Origin of the sequence: Micromonospora sp. NBC_00362, assembly GCF_026342155.1 — a bacterium.
Classification (GTDB): domain Bacteria; phylum Actinomycetota; class Actinomycetes; order Mycobacteriales; family Micromonosporaceae; genus Micromonospora; species Micromonospora hortensis.
On record NZ_JAPENH010000001.1, the window covers coordinates 1,377,971 to 1,393,630 of the forward strand.

15 protein-coding genes are annotated in these 15,660 nt (G+C 73.3%); 10 read left to right on the forward strand and 5 right to left on the reverse strand.

Annotation, left to right across the window (positions count from 1 at the left end):
- Positions 1–126 precede the first annotated feature (126 nt).
- The 3 genes from OG992_RS06235 to OG992_RS06245 all read left to right on the forward strand — a co-directional run bounded on the left by OG992_RS06235 (position 127) and on the right by OG992_RS06245 (position 2,108).
- A complete protein-coding gene (locus OG992_RS06235; protein WP_238685863.1) occupies positions 127–738 on the forward strand; it encodes a hemerythrin domain-containing protein in 612 nt (203 codons plus the stop codon).
- An 83-nt stretch (positions 739–821) separates the two neighbouring features.
- Positions 822–1,802, forward strand: coding sequence for a LysR family transcriptional regulator (locus tag OG992_RS06240; protein ID WP_238685864.1), 981 nt, complete (start codon positions 822–824; stop codon positions 1,800–1,802).
- A 60-nt stretch (positions 1,803–1,862) separates the two neighbouring features.
- Complete coding sequence (locus OG992_RS06245; protein WP_210781671.1) at positions 1,863–2,108, forward strand: hypothetical protein; 246 nt, start codon at positions 1,863–1,865, stop codon at positions 2,106–2,108.
- Positions 2,109–2,161: 53 nt separating this feature from the next.
- On the opposite strand, the gene OG992_RS06250 is transcribed toward OG992_RS06245, so the two are convergent.
- From OG992_RS06250 to OG992_RS06260, 3 genes are read right to left on the reverse strand one after another with little or no spacing between them, the layout of a single operon-like run.
- Complete coding sequence (locus tag OG992_RS06250; RefSeq protein ID WP_091408434.1) at positions 2,162–2,512, reverse strand: DUF3140 domain-containing protein; 351 nt, start codon at positions 2,510–2,512, stop codon at positions 2,162–2,164.
- Positions 2,512–2,724, reverse strand: a complete 213-nt coding sequence (locus OG992_RS06255) for a hypothetical protein (RefSeq protein ID WP_238685865.1) — start codon at positions 2,722–2,724, stop codon at positions 2,512–2,514. The genes OG992_RS06250 and OG992_RS06255 overlap by 1 nt, the downstream gene beginning before the upstream one ends.
- Positions 2,721–5,279 (reverse strand): ATP-dependent Clp protease ATP-binding subunit, encoded by a 2,559-nt coding sequence (locus OG992_RS06260; RefSeq protein WP_238685866.1) that lies wholly within the window; start codon positions 5,277–5,279, stop codon positions 2,721–2,723. Before OG992_RS06260 ends, OG992_RS06255 begins: the two co-directional genes overlap by 4 nt.
- A 140-nt stretch (positions 5,280–5,419) precedes the next feature.
- Here OG992_RS06260 and OG992_RS06265 point away from each other — a divergent pair, with 140 nt between their 5' ends.
- From OG992_RS06265 to OG992_RS06295, 7 genes are all read left to right on the forward strand, one after another.
- On the forward strand, positions 5,420–5,812 hold the full coding sequence (locus tag OG992_RS06265) for a hypothetical protein (RefSeq protein WP_238685867.1): 393 nt from the start codon (positions 5,420–5,422) through the stop codon (positions 5,810–5,812).
- A 152-nt stretch (positions 5,813–5,964) separates the two neighbouring features.
- Entirely contained in the window at positions 5,965–6,225 is a 261-nt protein-coding gene (locus OG992_RS06270; RefSeq protein WP_030332749.1) for a hypothetical protein, read from the forward strand.
- A 6-nt stretch (positions 6,226–6,231) separates the two neighbouring features.
- Entirely contained in the window at positions 6,232–7,368 is a 1,137-nt protein-coding gene (locus OG992_RS06275; protein WP_238685868.1) for a hypothetical protein, read from the forward strand.
- Entirely contained in the window at positions 7,361–10,036 is a 2,676-nt protein-coding gene (locus tag OG992_RS06280; RefSeq protein ID WP_266302644.1) for an FtsK/SpoIIIE domain-containing protein, read from the forward strand. The genes OG992_RS06275 and OG992_RS06280 overlap by 8 nt, the downstream gene beginning before the upstream one ends.
- Positions 10,033–10,695 carry a hypothetical protein gene (locus OG992_RS06285; RefSeq protein WP_266302645.1) on the forward strand — a complete coding sequence of 221 codons (663 nt, stop codon included), beginning with the start codon at positions 10,033–10,035 and terminating at the stop codon, positions 10,693–10,695. The genes OG992_RS06280 and OG992_RS06285 overlap by 4 nt, the downstream gene beginning before the upstream one ends.
- Before the next feature lie 88 nt (positions 10,696–10,783).
- Positions 10,784–13,438 carry a CHAT domain-containing protein gene (locus tag OG992_RS06290; protein WP_266302646.1) on the forward strand — a complete coding sequence of 885 codons (2,655 nt, stop codon included), beginning with the start codon at positions 10,784–10,786 and terminating at the stop codon, positions 13,436–13,438.
- A gap of 39 nt (positions 13,439–13,477) precedes the next feature.
- On the forward strand, positions 13,478–13,993 hold the full coding sequence (locus OG992_RS06295) for a trypco2 family protein (protein WP_238685872.1): 516 nt from the start codon (positions 13,478–13,480) through the stop codon (positions 13,991–13,993).
- A 1-nt stretch (position 13,994) separates the two neighbouring features.
- On the opposite strand, the gene OG992_RS06300 is transcribed toward OG992_RS06295, so the two are convergent.
- Entirely contained in the window at positions 13,995–15,272 is a 1,278-nt protein-coding gene (locus tag OG992_RS06300; protein ID WP_266302647.1) for a cupin domain-containing protein, read from the reverse strand.
- A 9-nt stretch (positions 15,273–15,281) separates the two neighbouring features.
- Positions 15,282–15,587, reverse strand: a complete 306-nt coding sequence (locus tag OG992_RS06305) for a hypothetical protein (protein ID WP_091408405.1) — start codon at positions 15,585–15,587, stop codon at positions 15,282–15,284.
- Between the last annotated feature and the right edge of the window lie 73 nt (positions 15,588–15,660).

Here is a 15,660-nt window from a genome sequence, read left to right on the forward strand (position 1 = left end):
GCCGTTCGTCGAGACCGAACTGGCAGCCCCGGCGAGGGTCGGTTTCGCCGTTGCCGCGTGCGGGTACCGCCGCCCACGACCGTACGTCCCTGCCGGAGCTTCCGCCCGCCAGTCGAGGAGGGCACCATGTCCGCTGTTCCCCTGCCGCCGCTGCCGCCCGCGCCCGCACCCGAGGAGGGTTACCGACCCGCCGGTCGCAGCATCGCCGACATCGTCGACCGGGAGCACCGGCAACTGCTGGAGCTGCTGGACCAGTTCTCCGGCCCGGAGACCACGCCGCAGGAGGGGTTGGCGGTGCTCACCGCAGCGCTGTCGCGGCACCTGTCCGCCGAGGAGCAGTACCTGCTGCCGGCGGCCCGCGCGGCGCTGCCGGCGGCCACCGAGCGGGTGGATGCGGAGATCAACGCCGACGCGGCCCTGCTGAGCGCTCTGAAGGGGCTGACGGACGAGGCGCTGACCGATGTCGCCGAGCGGGTCCGGCGGCATGTCGAGGGGGTGGGCGCGCTGGTCACCGAGCTGCGCGCTGTCGCGACCGAGGAGGAGCTGATCCGGCTGGGCAACCGGTTGGAGATCGCCGAGGAGGCCGCGCCGACACGACCGCACCCGGGCACGCCGGCCACGCCTCCGTGGAACCGGATCGTGGAGCCGGCGGTCGGGGTGGTGGACAAGGTCCTCGACGCGGTGACCCGGCGGCCGACGTACCTGACGGACCTGCCGGAGCCCCCGCGCGACCGGTGACCGGCGACCGCCGGCAATGCATTCATTATCACCGATCCGCTTGGGCTATTCCGCCAGCAGACGCGTAGTCCTACCGTCACCCTATGAACCTGGAGCTGCGTCACCTGCGGGTGGTCTGCGCGATCGCGGAGACGGGAAGTGTGACGAAGGCGGCCTCGGCGCTCGGCCTGGCTCAGCCGGCGCTCACCGCCCAGCTCCAACGCATCGAACGGACGCTGGGCGGCCCGCTGTTCGACCGGGACCGGCGCGGGGCTCGACCTACCGCGCTCGGTGAGCTGGTGCTGGCCCGCGCCCGGGTGCTGCTGCCGGCGATGAAGGGGCTGCAGGACGAGGCCGCCCGGCTGGCCGGGGCGGGCGACACGCCGCCGTGTTACCGGTTCGGTGGGGTGAACAGCCCGATCCTGGGTCGGCTGGTGCACCGGTTGGCGGCCGAGCAGCCACCCGCCCAGATCACCACGTACGCGTCCTGGTCCGTGGACGAGTTGGCGCAGTTGGTGGCCGGCGGTCGGCTGGACTTCGCGCTGGCCGGGGTGTGCGGCGACGCCAGTCCGTCGGCCGGGTTCGGGTTGAGCTGGCAGGAAGTGGCCGTCGACCCGGTGCTGGTGCTGCTGCCGGAGACCCATCCCCTCGCGGCGCAGGACGAGGTCCGCCTGGCCGATCTGCGCCACGAGCAGTGGGTCGCCGCGCCGGGTGACGGCTGCTTCGCCGACTGCTTCGCCGCCGCGTGCGCCCGCGCCGGGTTCACCCCCCGCAAGGTGTACGAGACCGACATCCGCGGCTGCGTCGACCTGGTGGAAGCCGGCGTGGCGGTGGCCCTGTGCCAGGCGACGTTCCGCCCGGTGAGCGGTCTGGTCACCCGTCAGCTCGCCGGGACGCCGCTGCGCTGGCGGCTGCTGCTCGGCTGGCATCCGGACTCCCCCGCCGCCCAGGGCGCGGAGCTGGTGCTGGGAACGGCCAAGGCGGCGTACGTCGACTCGTTGGTGCCGCACCCGGCGTACCTGGCCTGGCTGCCCCGCAACCCGGGATTCGGCGTCCGGCACCCCACCGGGGTCCGGCCGGGCTGAGCGGCCGGTATTCCCGGCCGTTGGCGGTGCGAACCGCCGTGGGCCGGGTATCTGGCGGACATGACCGACCTCTACCCGCCCGCCGACGACCGCGAACTGCTGCGCCAGGCGGCCGCCGCGCACACCGCCGCCACCCGAGAGGTGGAGGCGTTCCTGCGCCGGCTGCCGACGGTGCCCGACCCGGCCGACGTGACCGAGTACGCGAACCTGCTCACCCGGGAGGACCAGACCCGCGGCGACCGGGACGCCGCCGCCGACGCGGCGGGTCTGACCATCGCGAGCCTGGAATCCGACAAGGGCCAGTAGCGGGACGCCGAACGGTGCCGTCCCTGCCCGGGACGGCACCGTCGTGCGGTCGCTCAGCGTTCGACGAGCGGGTCGTGACCCAGGTCCAGCAGGGAGTGCCGCCAGCTGTCGTCGGCGTTGCCGCGCGACGGCTTGGCGTCCATCAGCTCGCGGATCCGCTCGACCGCCTCCCGCATCACCTCGATGTCCTCCGGGGTGAGGTCCACCTTGCGCTTGTTGAGCACCTTGAGGATCTCCCGGCCGGGCTGGGGCAGGTCGAGGTTCGGGTTCGGGCTGAACGACTCCTCCCCCGAACCTCTGGTCAGCAGCCACGTCCGCAACTGCTCCGACGGGACGTTGACCTCGGCGTGGAAGTCCTCCCAGAGCACTTCCACCTCGGGGTCGAGCCGCGCTTCGCGTACCATCAGGTCTCCTCTCCGGGCGGCGGCCCGGACGTCTCCGGGTCGTCCTGGTCGGTCTTCGGATGCAGGCCCTCCGCGGGGACCCGCGTGCGGCGGGGGTTCGCGGTGGGCGGCGCCAGGATCGGGTCGGGATGGTCGTCCTCGTCCCGGGGTTTCGCGGACTCCGCGTGCTGGTGCGGGTCCTCGTGTTCGTCCCTTCGCGCCGGCCCGCTCATCGCGGGTGTGTGGTCGTGGCGGCGGTGTACCCCCGCTCGCCCGCTGTCACGTCGAAGGTGAGCGCGCCGTCGCGGACGTCCACAGTGACCTTCTGCCCCGGCGAGATCGCCGACTCCAGCAGCATCCGGGACAGGTGGTTGTCCACCTCCCGCTGGATCACCCGGCGCAGCGGACGGGCACCGAACTCCGGCTGGTAGCCGTGCTCGGCGAGCCAGTCGATGCCGGCGGTGGTGAACTCGACCTGGAGGTCCTGGGCGTGCATCCGGCGGCGGGTCTCCTCCAGCAGCAGCGCGGTGATGTCGCGCAGCTGCTCGGCCTCCAGCCGGCGGAAGATGATGACCTCGTCGATGCGGTTGAGGAACTCCGGGCGGAAGTTCTCCTGCAGGCGACGCATGAGCCGCTCCCGCAGCTCGTTGCTCTCCTGCTCGCTGCCCACGTCCCCGGTGCCGAAGCCGACCGAGCGCTGGGCGCCGGTGATCAGCTCGGAACCGAGGTTGCTCGTCATGATCAGGACGGTGTTCTTGAAGTTCACAGTGCGGCCCTGGCTGTCGGTCAGCCGGCCGTCGTCGAGCACCTGGAGCAGGATGTTGAACACGTCCGGGTGGGCCTTCTCGATCTCGTCGAGCAGCACCACCGCGTACGGGCGGCGACGCACCGCCTCGGTGAGCTGACCGGCTTCCTCGTAGCCGACGTATCCGGGCGGCGCGCCGACCAGCCGGCTGACGGTGTGCCGCTCCTGGAACTCGCTCATGTCGACCCGGACCATCCGGTCCGCCTCGCCGAACAACGCCTCGGCGAGGGCCCGCGCCAACTCGGTCTTGCCGACACCGGTCGGGCCGAGGAACAGGAAGCTGCCCATCGGCCGCTCCGGGTCGGCCAACCCGGCCCGGGAACGGCGCACGGCCTCGGCGACGGCGGTGACCGCGTCGTCCTGGCCGACCACCTTCTGGTGCAGGTGACCCTCCAGACGCAGCAGCCGGTCGCGTTCCTCCTCGGTGAGCTGGCTGACCGGGATGCCGGTGGCCCGGGAGACCACCTCGGCGATCTCCTTGGGGCCCACCTCGGGCACCTGGGATCCGGAAGAGCCGTCGTCGCCGTTCGCGCGTCGGATGTCCTCCTCCAGCTCGGAGATCCGGTCGCGCAGCGCGGAGGCCCGCTCGTACTGCTCGTCGGTGACGGCCTGTTCCTTGTCCCGGCGTACCTCGTCGAGTTCCTGCTCCAGCTCGCGCACGTCGGACGCGGGGGTGCGGGTCCGTAGCCGCACCCGGGCGCCGGCCTGGTCGATGAGGTCGATGGCCTTGTCCGGCAGGAAGCGGTCGGTGACGTACCGGTCGGACAGCTCGGCGGCCGAGACCAGCGCCTCGTCGGTGAAGCGCACCTGGTGGTGGGCCTCGTACCGGTCGCGCAGCCCGCGCAGGATGGCGATGGTGTCGTCGACGCTGGGCTCGGGCACCAGCACCGGCTGGAAGCGCCGGGCCAGGGCTGCGTCCTTCTCGATGCTCTTGCGGTACTCGTCCAGCGTCGTCGCGCCGATCACCCGCAGCTCGCCGCGAGCGAGAGCGGGCTTGAGCATGTTGGACGCGTCCATCCCGCCCTCGCTGCCGGCGCCGCCGGCACCGACCAGGGTGTGGATCTCGTCCATGAAGATGATCAGCTCGTCCCGGTGCGCCCGGATCTCGTCGATCACCTTCTTCAGCCGTTCCTCGAAGTCGCCCCGGTAGCGGGTGCCGGCGACCAGACCGGCCAGGTCGAGCTGGACGACCCGCTTGCCGAGCAGGGTCTGCGGTACATCGCCGTCGCAGATCCGTTCGGCCAGCCCCTCGACGATGGCGGTCTTGCCGACGCCGGCCTCGCCGATCAGCACCGGGTTGTTCTTGGTCCGCCGGGACAGAATCTCCACTGCCTGCTCGATCTCGTCGGCCCGCCCGATCACCGGGTCGATCTGGTCGTTGCGGGCCAGGTCGGTGAGGTCCTGCCCGTACTGGTCCAGGGTGGGGGTGCCCCGGTCCGGCTTCGGCCCGGTCATCGGCCCGCGCTCGGCGTTGGCCGCCTGCAACGACTCGGGTTGGATCCGGCCGGCGGCCAGCATCCGCCCGGCCGGCGACTCCGGGTTGAGCGGCAGCGCCATCAGGATGTGCTCGGGGCCGATGTAGTTCGCGCCCATCGCCCGGGACAGCTGATGGGCGTCGAGCAGCGCCCGCTTGGCGGCGGGGGTCAACGACAGGTTCGGCGGCACCTCCCCGCGCGGCGCGCCGTCGCCCTTTCCGCCCAAGGCGTTGAGCAGGGTGTCCGGGTCGGCACCGGCCCGGCGTACCAAATCACGCAGCGGCTCGCGTTGCAGCGCCGCCCAGAGCAAATGGTCGGTGTCCAGGTCGCTGCTCTGCCGTTGCGCGGCGCGCCGGGCCGCGTCGGCGAGCATCTCCCGGGCGTCGGCCGTCATCAGTCGGGTGATGTCGACCCGGTGCGGCGGTCGGCGCCCTCCCTCGCCCCGGCCGAAGTACCTGGCCAGGAATTCGTCCCACGGGTCGGAGCCGATGTCACCGGGTCCCATCATGTCTGTCCTCCGCAGTAGGGCTCGGCACGGTCGGCAGGGGCTACCCGGCGCGCGCCCCGACAAACGCGGCAGGTGGCGGAGGACCGGCATTCCGGGAGTGGCGTCGGGTCAGGGCCGGGCGATGGTGGCAGGCTGACGGGATGGATGAGACCCCGCTGCTGATCGTGGATGGCGCCAACGTGGTGGGCTCGCGCCCGAACGGGTGGTGGCGTGACCGTGCCGGCGCCGCGGCCCGGTTGCGCGACTCGCTCGCCCCGGTGGCGACCATCGGGTTGCCGGCCCGGCTGACCGCCCCGGTGGAGGTGGTCCTGGTGGTCGAGGGGGCCGCGCGGGACGTGCCGGGCACCGACGGGGTCCGGGTGGTCTCCGCCGCCGGCTCCGGCGACGACACGGTGGTCGAGCTGGTGGAGGGCGCGCCGCGGCGTCGGCGGCTGGTGGTCACCGCCGACCGGGAGTTGCGCGGGCGGGTGACGGCGCTGGGCGCCGAGGTGTACGGCCCGCGCTGGCTCCGCGAGAATCCGACCAGCAACTGAGAAATTCTCGCACTGGGACTCCCACAGATCGGACTCCCGGCACTTCCGAGGGCCTTCCGGACAGGCGGGCAGGAACACCGACAGGGCGGATGTTCTTTCGGAACCGCCGATAGGCTCTAATGGAGATCTCCCCGCCCCCAGGAGGTTCCGCCGTGGCGAGCGTCGCCGAGTTGAAGGCTGCCATCGATGTCGCCCTCCAACAGATCGGAGACGGGCAGACAGCCGTGCAGGCGGCCGGCGAGAAGCTCTCCGAGGCACAGCAGACCCTGGCCGGGGCGCTGGAGGGCAGCGGGCACGAGACGGTGGAGGCGGCCCAGGCGTCGCTGACCCAGGCCAGCCAGGAGCTGGAGGAGTGTCTCGCCGCGACACTTGTCGCGGTGGAGCAGGCGCAGCTCTACGTCTCCACCCTGTAGGCCGCCATGTCCATCATCGAGGATGTCGGCGGGCAGGTCCGTGCCGCCACCGAGGAGTTCCCGGTGGCGCTGCTCGGGCAGGCGCTGGAGAAGTTCGGCCTGGCCGCGGAGCGGCTGCGCTGGGTACGACAGGAGTCGGCCAACCCCATGGGGGTGCCCGAGCTGTCCGCCGCCACCGAGCACGCCGAGAGCGCCGGCTACGCGCTGCGGGTGGCACAGGAGCAGTTGTCGGCCTACCTGACGGCGATCGGCCTCGGCGCGGACGGCGGCCCGGCGCCCCGCCCTGAGCAACGCGCACCCCGACACGACACGCCACCGGCATCCGGGCCCGCCGAGGTCGCGCCGGAGCCGGCCGAGCAGGTGCGAATGCGCCGCTGGTGGTCGGTGCGGGTGGCCGAGCTGACCGGCGGGCGCGAGGGCGCCGACGACGAACCCGACGAGCGGGTGGACGACTCCCAGGAACTGCTGCGCCGAGTGGTGGGTGGTGTCCGCTCCGGCGACCGGGACCGGCTCCGCAAGGAGCTGCGCCGGGCCCCGGCCGACGTCGGGCTGGGCATGGCGGCGCTGGCGCCGCCGCTGCTGCGCGAACTGGCCGGCGAGCTGCTCGGGCACCCGCCGCGCGCCACCGACCTCGGGCGGCTGCGCGGCGAGTTGGACGGACGCGTCCGCGACCTGCTGCCCGGGTTGCCGCCGCCGGTACTGGAGACGCTGCTGACCCGGGTGTGCCGGATGCCGCCGCCACGCGCCTCCGGGGAACCACCGCACGCCGCCGACTCCGCGGTGACCGCCGGGGTGGCGACCGGGCTGCTGCTCGCCCGCCTCGGCCGGGACCTGCCGGCCGGCGGCGCGGGAGAACCAGCGGGAGCGAGAGAACCGGCGGGCTCGGGGCAGCGTGGCGACGCGGGAAAGCCAGCGCGGGCCGGGCAACCGGCGGGCGCTCAGCAACCGGGCGGGGCCGGGCGGCCGAGCACGGCTCCCCGCGCAGGCGGTGTGGCACAGCGGCCGGGCACCGCCACCACGCAGCGCTCCGGTGGCCTGCCGCCGCCGCGCTCGGATGGGCTGCCGCCGCGCCCCGGTGGGCTGCCACCGCGCTCGGGCAGCCCCTGGCGGGACGCGCCGACGCGTCGGGGCTCCGATGGCTGACCGGCGCGGTCAACTGGCCAGCCGTGTCCGGGACACCCTCGCCGAGGCGTTGGGCGCCACCCGTACCCGGCTGTCCGCCGCCCAGGCCGACCTGACCGCCGGGCGGGAACGACTGGCTCGGGTCCAGCGGGCCGCGGCCGCCGTGCCGGAGCGGGTGGACGCCCAACGGGACCGCCGCATCGCCGAGATCGACGCCCGCTACTCCACCCGGATCGCCGAGCTGGCCCGGAGGGCCGCCGACGCGGCCCGGCAGGAGGCGCCCGGCTGCGCGGGGGCCGACTGGGCCGGGTGGGCGCCGACGCCCGCCCGCCGGGCCGAGCCGCCCGGCGCGCTGCGGGTCGGCACGGTCGGGATCGACGGCGTGGACCCGGTGCCCGCGCTGGTGCCGCTGCTCGACGCCGGGCACGTCCACCTCTCCGGGGACGACCGCGCCGGCTGCGACGCGGTGGTCTCCGCGTTGCTGCTGCGGGCCGTCGGCCGCGCCAACCCCGGGGCGGTACGACTCATCGGGTACGACCCGGACCAACTCGGCGGCGGACTGGCCGGGTTCGCCCCGTTGGGCACTGCCGGGCTGCTCACCTTCGTCGGCCCGGGCGGACTGGGCCCACTGCTGGACGACCTGGTGGAGCAGATCCGCCGTATCAACGAGACGGTCCTCGCCGGCGAGTACGCGTCACTGCGCGAACTGGCGGCGGCGACCGGCCGACGACCCGAGCCGTGGCGGGTGGCGGTGCTGCTCGGCGGGGAGGAGCTGAACCGGCACGAGCGCGGGCAACTGGACCGGGTGGTGCGGGCCGGCGCCGCCTGCGGCGTACACCTTGTGGTGCACGGTGTGCCGTTGCCGGAGGATCCGACGGTGACCCGGGTGGTGGCTGGGGTGTCCGGCGCGCGGATCGGCGGTTCGGCCGGGCTGCCGGTCCGACTGGACCCACAGCCACCGGCGGCGCTGGTCACCGAAACCTGCCGGGACGTCGCCGCCCGGGTGAACGCGGGCCCGCCGCCGACCCCCTTCACCGACCTGCTGCCCCCGCCCGAGTTGATGTGGCGGGAGGACTCCGCCGACGGGCTGACCGCGCCGATCGGCGAGGGCCCACAGGGCCGGCCGGTGCGGTTGACGCTCGGCGACTACCCACCGCACGCGCTGATCGGCGGGCCGTCCGGCACCGGCAAGACCAATCTGATCTTCGCGTGGATCGGCGCCCTCGCCGCCCGCTACTCCCCCGCCGAGCTGGAGTTCTACCTGCTGGACTTCAAGGAGGGGGTCTCCTTCGCGCGGTTCGCGCAGGGCCGGCGTGACCCGAGTTGGCTGCCGCACATGCGGCTGGTCGGCATCAACGTCAACACCGACCGGGAGTTCGGGCTGGCGCTGCTGCGCTTCCTCACCGACGAGTTGCGCCGACGCGCCGACGCGGCCAAGAAACACGAGGTGACCAAGCTGGCCGAGCTGCGGGCGGTCGACCCGACCGGGCACTGGCCACGCATCGTCGCCGTGGTGGACGAGTTCCAGATGTTGCTGGCCGGCCGGGACGTGGTAGCCCGCGAGGCGGCCGACCTGCTGGAGGACCTGGCCCGCCGCGGCCGGTCCCAGGGCATCCACCTGGTCCTGGCCTCGCAGGACGTGCGGGGCATCGAGGCGCTGTGGGGCCGCCCCGCGCTCGTCGCCCAGTTCACCCTCCGCATCGCGTTGCCCAAGGCGCTGCGCATCCTCGCCGAGCGCAACGACGCGGCGCAGTCGCTGCCGCGCTGGCACGCGGTGGTCAACGCCGAGTCGGGAATGGTCGAGGGCAACGAGGTGGCCCGCATCCCGTCGGCCAGCGACTGGGAGACCTGGAGCGGGTTGCAGCACCGGCTGTGGCGGATGCGAGCCCCCGACGCGGCACCGGCCCGGCTCTTCGACGGTGACGCGATCCCCCGACTGGCGGACGCCCCGGACTACCGGGCGCTTGCCGTACCGCCGGACGGGACCGTGCCGCGCAACCCGGTGGCCCTGCTCGGCGAGATCATCGACGTGCAGTCCCGCTCGGCGTCACTGCGGCTGCCGCGCGCACCGGGCCGCAACCTCGCTGTGCTCGGCACCCGCGTCGACGAGGCGTGCGCGGTGCTCGACGCGGCGGCCCGGTCGCTGGCCCGTCAGCACCCGCCGGGCACCGCCCGGTTCTCCATCGCCTGCCTCGACCCGGACGCCGACCCGATCGCCCGCGCCCTCTACGACGACCTGGCCGACGACGCCGCCTGGTACGACGAGGAGACCGTCGGCGAGCTGATGGCCGAGACGGCCGACGGGCTCGGCGGCCCGGGAAGCCCGCACTACCTGCTGCTGTTCGCTGTCGACGCGGCAGCGGGTGCGTTGGCCGTCCGCGCGGGTCGGCGTACCGGGCTGGAGCAGCTGCGCCGGATCATGCACGACGGGCCGGAACGACGCACCCACGTGCTGGCCTGGTGGCGGGGTGTGGCCCGGATGCGCGCCGATCTCGGTGGGCCGGCCGCCCGTACCGACCAGATCGGCGCCTGGGTGGCCCTGGACGCGCACGGCGGCGAGCTGGGCTCGTCGCTCTACCCGGGCACCGGCGGCCCGGACTGGTATCCCCGCCCCTGGCGGGGGCTCTTCTTCGACCGGGCGGTGCACCGCACCGGACAGGTGATCATCCCTTATGGACCGACGCGATGAACGAACCGGTGGCCAGTGAGACGTACGCGGCGCAGTTGCGGCGACTGGCCGAGCTGACGGCGCGGGTGGGTGAGCAGCGTGCCGAGGCGCACACCTGGCACGAGCGGCAGTGCGCCGCCGCCGAGCGGGCCGTCGCCGACGCGGTCGAGCAGCTCCAGAGCGCCGAGGAGGAGCTCGTCGCCGCCCGGGAGCAGCAGGAACGGGTCGACGCCGAGGTGGCGCACCTGTGGCAGCAGGTCCGCTCGCGCCTCGGTGCCCGCCGCCTCGGCGGCCCGCCCGCACCGGCGAACGGGGTGGGCGCCACCGACGCTGTGCCGCTGCTCGCCAAGGCCCGTGACCTGCTCGACCGGGCCGGGCAACCGGGCGAGCTGCCGGGCTCGGTAAATCCCCTGCTGGCGCTCTGCGGTGTGGGCGGCGCGGTGCTCGCGTACGCGCTGGGGGTCGGGGCGCGGGCGTTGGGCGTCGGGTATGGCGGCGACCTGGCGGTCGGACTGCCGGTGCTGGCGCTGGTGGTGACCCTGTTCGGGCCGTTGGTCGGGCTGGCGCCGGCGCGGGTGCTGGCCGACCGCCGGCACGCGGTGCTCGGCCCCCGACCGATCACCGTGGTGCTCGGGGCGGGCCTGCTGACCACCGCGTTGCTGCTGGCACTCGGCCGCTGAGCCGGTCGGAGCGTCCACAGAGGGTTGTCGAGAAGCCGACCGTCGGCGCGGCGAAAATCAGGGCGCGATCTTCGATACGGTACGTCAAATGGTCAGCTTCTTCATGAGTTACCGCTCCGACGACGATCACCCCGTCGCGCGCCTGCTCGATGACGTGCTGACCACTCGATTCGGCAGCGACAGTGTCGTTCGCGACGATCCCCGCGTGATCCTGCCCTTCGCCGAGCTTGGGCGCCGCCTGTCTGCCTCGGCGGCGCTCATCGTCGTGATCGAAACTCCCTCGCGCGGCGAGTCGGCAGGCCGCGTGGAGCGCCTACCGGGCTTCAGCCGCCGGACGATCGCCGCCGCCTTCAGACAGCAGGTTCCGGTCATTCCGGTGCTTGTGGACGACGCCGAACTGCCATCCGCGGGGCCCCTGCCCGAAGCGCGCAGACCGCTCGGCCAGCAGCACTACCGGCGGATCCATACGAGCAGCGTCCAAGCGGACATCGACCACCTGGTCGACGACCTCGCGACGGCCTTCGGTCGGGAGGCCGCACCAGCCGGGCCCGCGATCCCGCTGATCCTCAGCGTAGAGCCGGTGCGAGGGTTCATGCCGCCCCCCAGCCACGGGCCCTCGGCGGCGATCGTCTACTCGACCCGCACGGGTGATCTGGAGGCCGCCGACAGTGACCGGCTGAGGTGGTGGCACCCCGGGTTCGTGGCCCACTACTCGACGCGCTACGAGGTGGACACCAGTGACCACTCCATCGTCGTCAACCTCCGGCTCCCGGCCGGGACCGCCGCGTACCACTTCGAGGCGTCGATCACCGTCGGCCTCCGGGTGACCGACCCAGCGCTGATCGTCCGACACGCGATCACGGACGCCGGGGTCCTGGTCCGCGAGTTCCTGCTGGACACCTGCCGGCCGATCAGTGCGCAGTACGCCATCGACGAGATTTTCGCGGCCCAGACCGCCCTGGACCGACGGCTCACCGACGACGCCTCGGCGCTCGGCGGCATCACCCTCCACCTGAGCAGCACCCGGCTGTCCCTCGACGACCGCACCAGTCGCTATGTGCGCGAGCGCACGTCGAAGCGGCAAACAGACGCCATGCGCGAACGCGCCGAGCACCCCTTGGAGCGATGGGAGGCGCGGAGGCTGAGCCTCTGGGCGAATGTCCAGGCGGACCGTGCGGTGAACGTCGAAATCGGGGCGACACCGACGTTTACCGGACCACCGACCTTGCCCCACACGGCGGGCAGCGCCGCGCCCTGGCAGAGCGTGGGATCGGAGCCAGGGGCGAGACCTCCCTCCTCGGAGACCATTCCGAAAGCAGAGCGGCTGTTGGTGGCACGCGCACCCACGCAGGTCCCGGCGGGGCAGGATCTGAGCGTCGAGGTCCGGCTCGTCACCGAGGGACGATCGGTTCCCGCAGACGCCGTGGCGGCACGGATGCGGAGTTTCCTCGTCGCCGAGGCCGGCACACCGGTAACCGTGACCGTCCACGCGCCCGCCGGCCTGCACGCCGAGGGCCCACTCCAGCAGACCGTGCTGGTCACGCCGGACGACGATCCGGACCCGATCCGGTTCGGTTTCGGGGCGCGTACCCCAGGGTTGCATCGCGTCGACGTGACCGCCTGGGCCGGCGGCACGTTCCTCACCGAGGTTTCGGTCGAGGTCTCGGTCGCCGACGGTGGGCCGTTCCGCGACGGACAACCGAAGGTCGCGCCACTGGGTGCCCCGCGGGCACGGCCGGGCGAGGTCACCATGGAGGTCCGGTTCGACGGCAGCCGGTACACGTTCCAGTTGCGGTCCGACGCGGCGCTGTTCGCCCCGGTCGTCGAGTCGGTCACGAACACGCCCAACGCCGCGGTGGAGAACGCCATCCGAGAGATGCAGCAGTTGGCCGGCGGTGGTTCCCGCTACACCGCGGCGATGACCCGCGAGGTCATCCGGTCGGCGGGGATCCAGCTGTGGTCGGAGTTGGTGCCGGCCGACGTGCAGGACCAGTTCTGGCAGGTCGGCGGCGACATGAGCGCCTTCACGATCGCCACCGACCACGACGTGGTCCCGTGGGAACTGCTCTATCCGCTCAGCGCCCAACGCGATGCCGGTTTCCTGGTCGAGCAGGTCCCCGTGGTCCGTCGCACCTACGGTCAACACCGGAACGCGAAGGTCGGCCTGCGCAACCCGCGTTTCGTCGTGCCGGCGAAGGCTCCCACCGGCGCGCACGAGGAGGTCACCGCGATCCGCGCCATCCTCGGCGCGGCCCACAGCGAGCCCATCACCAGGGCCGACGAACTCCTCACCCTGATCAATTCGGGGGCGCTGGGAGCGACCCACTTCGCCTGCCACAACACCTTCTCGGCGGACGGCTCATACATCGACATGGACGGCGGCCGGTTCAAGCCGACCCTGCTCGCCGAGGCCAGCATTCGCAAACTGCTGGCGGAGACCGGTCCCCTCGTGTTCATCAACGCGTGCCGGAGCGCGGGCGTGGCCCCGACGTACACCAAGATGCTCGGCTGGGCGCAGCAGTTCATGTCGTCCGGAGCGGGCGCTTTCGTCGGCACGCTCTGGGCGGTGCGCTCGGACAGCTCGGCGCGCTTCGCGACAGCGTTCTACCGCTCCCTCGCCGACGGCGCCACGCTCGGGGCGGCCGCCCTCGCCGCACGGATCGAGCAGCAGGACGACCCGCTCGACCCGACCTGGCTGGCCTACACGGTGTACGGCGACCCGTTCGCCACCGCCGCCGTCTGAGCGGCCGGCAAGTCAACTCGTGCAGAAAGGTGTTGCGGCATGGACGTGACCGACTACAGCGTGCCCGTCGCGGAACTGGTGTCGGCGGTGAAGTACGCGGTGGAGCAGGCCGGCATCTCCACGACCGACGAGGGCCGGGATCTTCGGGTCGCCTCCGTTCAGCTGATCCTGAGCGCGGTCGTCACCACGAAGGCCGGCGGTGGCGTGGACTTCCGGGTCCCGGTGATCGGCTGGAAGGTGAAGGTGGGTGGCAGCCGCTCCCACCAGAAGACCCACACGATCGACATCACGCTCGTCGCGGAGGATCTCCAGGATCGGCACGAGCTGCGGCACAGCGCGGTCGCGGCGACCCTGGTGGACGCGATCACCACGATCCGCGCGGTGGTCGCCGCCGGCAGCGGCGGTGACGACCCGCTGGTGCTGAAGGCCGGCGCTGTGGAACTCGTCTTCGGGGTCACCGAGCAGGGCACGATCTCGGTCGGCGCCGAGGGCGAGCTGACCGACGAGATCACGAACACGCTCAGGATCGAGCTGGTCGCGGCCACCGCCGGGTAGCTCAGGCCGGAACCAGGACAGCCTCGCGGAGCAGTCGGCGGGCCAGGGTGACCCGGTCGGCGTCATCGGGCAGGCCGGGCAGGTCACCGACCCGGGTGACAGTGCCGGTGAGCACTGCGCGGACGGCCGGCTCGCAGGTCGCCGGAAGGGTGATGGTGCGGTCGAAGAGCCGCAGCGCCACCGTGTCCGAGTCGTGCGGCACCAACTGCCAGCGCAGGCCGGGACGCAGGGCGACCCGGGTGTCGGCGTCCAGGGTGGCCAGCGCGTCGGCCTGGGCGAGCGGTCGGATCGGCGCCGGGCGGGCGGCCGGCCAGGCCCGCTGCCGCAGTCGCGCGGCGACGGTGGCCGGGTCGGCGCGCAGCAGCCAGTCCCGCAACGCCTCCACGGTCTCGGTCAGCTCCGGCTCGATGGCGTCCGGGTCGGCGACGTCGGTGCCGAACGGCAGGCTGGCCCGCAGCCGCTGGTCCTCGGCGGCCAGCGTCAACAACTCCTCGACCAGGGCGTAACGGGTGAGCGCGCGGATGCCCACTGTCAGGTGCAGCGAGCTGGCGTCCTGCGCCTGCGCGCTGTGCAGCCACCCCCGGGGCAGGTAGAGGGCGTCACCGGGGGCGAGCACCACGTCCAGCGCGGCCGGGCCCTGCGCGGTGGCACCGACCTCGTCGGCGCGCCCACCCCACTGCTGCTTCTCCAGCGGGTCGGGCAGCACCGGCTGGTGGATCCGCCAGTGCTTGCGGCCGTCGACCTGGAGCACGAACACGTCGTGGGTGTCGTAGTGGGTGGCGAAGCCCTGGCTGCCGGCCGGGGTCAGGTAGGCGTTGATCTGCAACGGCTGGTTGAGCGCGAGGCCCAGGTCGCGGGCGAAGTCGACGAGCGGCGGCCAGATCCGGTGCAGCCCCTGCAACACCAGGGTCGCCCCGGACGCGTACTGCTCCAGGACCCGCTCGTCGAGCACCTGGTCGCCGATCTCGGCGCCCGCGCCACCGCCGCCGGTCCAGCGCGACGCCGCGACCAACTGGCCGTCCTTGGCGACGCGCAGGAACGGGGTACGCAGGCCGCGCCGGCTCAGCAACTCGTCGGCGTCGGCGGGGCTGAGCAGGTCGGTGAAGCCGGCCGGGTCGGGTAGTTCGGCGGCTCGGGACAGCAACGGGGTGTGCCCCCAGTGCGCGGCGGCGAACTTGGCCGGCTCGACCGAGACGCAGCGGGCCAGCGCCGCAGTGGCCTCGGGGGACGGAACCGCCGGGCGGCCGTGGTGGCCGCCCGGCGGGTCGAGGTAGGTCATGGCGAGCCGCTACCGGGCGCTGCCGTCAGCGCCGCCGTCCTGCTGGCCCGGGGTGGCACCACCGTCGGCGGGACCCTCCGCGCCACCATCGGCGCCACCGTCGTGCTGACCGGGGGTGGCACCGCCGTCGGCGGGACCCTCCGCGCTGCCGTCGGCGCCACCATCGTGCTGACCCGGGGTGGCACCACCGTCGGCGGGACCCTCCGCGCCACCATCGGCGCCACCGTCGTGCTGACCGGGCGTCGCGCCGCCGTCGGCCGGGCCCTCCGCGCCGCCGCCGCCGGTGGTCTGCATGTCGTCATCGTTGAGTGCCATCGGTACTCCCTCGGGTGTGCCGCCCCGCCGTACGCCGGGGTCCGTCGTGCTGCGGGTGGTACCCCACGCGCGA